1 protein-coding gene is annotated in these 2,003 nt (G+C 73.6%); it reads right to left on the bottom strand.

Annotation, left to right across the window (positions count from 1 at the left end; all coding sequences use genetic code 11):
* Positions 1 to 103: 103 nt before the first annotated feature.
* Positions 104 to 1,888 carry an NAD+ synthase gene (locus ABZ914_RS50650; RefSeq protein ID WP_500201720.1) on the bottom strand — a complete coding sequence of 595 codons (1,785 nt, stop codon included), beginning with the start codon at positions 1,886 to 1,888 and terminating at the stop codon, positions 104 to 106.
* Positions 1,889 to 2,003: the final 115 nt, after the last annotated feature.

The raw sequence follows: 2,003 nt of genomic DNA on the forward strand, positions 1-2,003 counted from the left end.
CCCTCTCCGGCCTGGCGGTTTCGCGCGGAGCGCCAGCGGAGCGGGAAACGGCCTGCCGGTCGTGACGGGGATTCCAGGGGGTCGCCCCCCTGGGCAAACACGGCTAGTTCTCTCGCCAGCGGGTGGTGATGGGGAGGCGGCGGTCGCGGCCGAAGTTCTTCGGGGTGATCTTGGGGCCGGGCGGGTACTGGCGGCGCTTGTACTCGGCGAGGTCGACGAGGCGGATGACGCGGTCGACGAGGGCGGGGTCGTGGCCGGCGGCGAGGAGTGCGTCGCGGCCCATGTCGTGCTCGACGTAGTCGGCGAGGAGCGGGTCGAGGACGGAGTAGTCGGGGAGGCTGTCGCTGTCGCGCTGGCCGGGGCGCAGTTCGGCGGACGGCTCCTTGTCGATGATCACCGGCGGGATCGGCTCCTGCGCGAACGGGTGCAGGAACGGCAGGTCGACGCCGGCCTGGGCGTTGCGCCAGCGGGCGAGGTCCCACACGGTGGTCTTGAAGACGTCCTTGATGGGGCCGAAGCCGCCCGCGGAGTCGCCGTAGAGGGTGGAGTAGCCGGTGGCGAGCTCGCTCTTGTTGCCGCCGGTCAGGACGAGGTGGCCGTGCTCGTTGGACAGCCCCATCCAGACGTTCGCGCGGATGCGGGCCTGGAGGTTCTCGGCGGCGAGGCCGTGCAGGTCCAGCTCGGCCTCGAACGCCTCGACCATCCCGGCGATCGGCACGATCCGGGAGCCGATCCCCTGCCGCTTGACGAGGTCCTCGGCGTCGGTGACGGAGCCCTCGGAGGAGTAGCGGCTCGGCAGCAGGACCGCGTGCACGTTCTCCGGGCCGATGGCGTCGGAGGCGATGGTGGCGACGAGGGCGGAGTCGATGCCGCCGGACAGCCCGAGGATGACGGAGCGGAAGCCGTTCTTGCGGACGTAGTCGCGGGTGCCGAGGACCAGCGCGGCGTAGATCTCGGCCAGGGCGTCGAGGGGCTCGGCGACGGTCTGCGGCTCGACGGGGTAGGCGGGCAGCGGGTCGGCGGACAGCGCGAGCCGGTCGATGGTGATGGTCGTGCCGTCGTGGGCGTCGACCGGGGAGCGGCCGGGCTCGGCGGCGGGGTCGGCGGCGGGCAGCGCGAGGTCGGCGACGAGCAGGTGCTCGACGAACTGGGGGGCGCGCGCGAGCAGCGAGCCGTCCGGGCCGACGATGACGGAGTCGCCGTCGAAGACGAGCTCGTCCTGGCCGCCGACCATGTTGACGTAGGCGAGCGTGCAGCCCGCTTCGCGGGCGCGCGCGGCGCACAGGTCGAGGCGGACGTCGTCCTTGTCGCGCTCGTAGGGGGAGGCGTTGAGGACGAGCAGGAGCCCGGCGCCGGCCTCGCCGGTGACGCTGACGGGCCCGCCGTCCTGCCAGAGGTCCTCGCAGATGGCGGTGGCGACGTCGACGCCGTGGACGCGGACGACGGGGAGCCGGTCGCCGCGGACGAAGACGCGGTACTCGTCGAACACCCCGTAGTTGGGGAGGTGGTGCTTGGCGGACCGGACGAGGACCTCGCCGCCGTGCAGCCAGGCGGCGGCGTTCAGCGGCAGGCCGGACGGCTGCCCGGCGCGGACGAGGCCGACGGGCGGGCGGTCGAGGTGGCCGGTGACGACGGGGAGGTCGCCGAGGCCCTCGTCGGCGAGCCGGGCGGCGACGCGTTCCAGGGCGCGGCGGGACGCCTCGACGAAGGAGCCGCGGAGGGCGAGGTCCTCGACGGGGTATCCGGTGAGCATCATCTCCGGGAACGCGACCAGGTGGGCGCCCGCGTCGGCGGCCCGCTTGGTCCATTCCACGATCAGGTCGGCGTTGCCGCCGAGGTCGCCGACGGTCGGGTTCACCTGCGCGAGCGCGATCCTGAGCTGTGCCACGGCACCAGCCTAGTTCGGCGCCCCCGGTTTCGTCACTATGACGAAAAGGTGGGCTCGATCACCGCGGCGCGGCGCCGCCGGATCGCCGGCGCCAGCGCGAGCTGCCCGGCGGCGG

Source organism: Spirillospora sp. NPDC046719 (genome assembly GCF_040645715.1).
Taxonomy (GTDB): Bacteria; Actinomycetota; Actinomycetes; order Streptosporangiales; family Streptosporangiaceae; genus Spirillospora.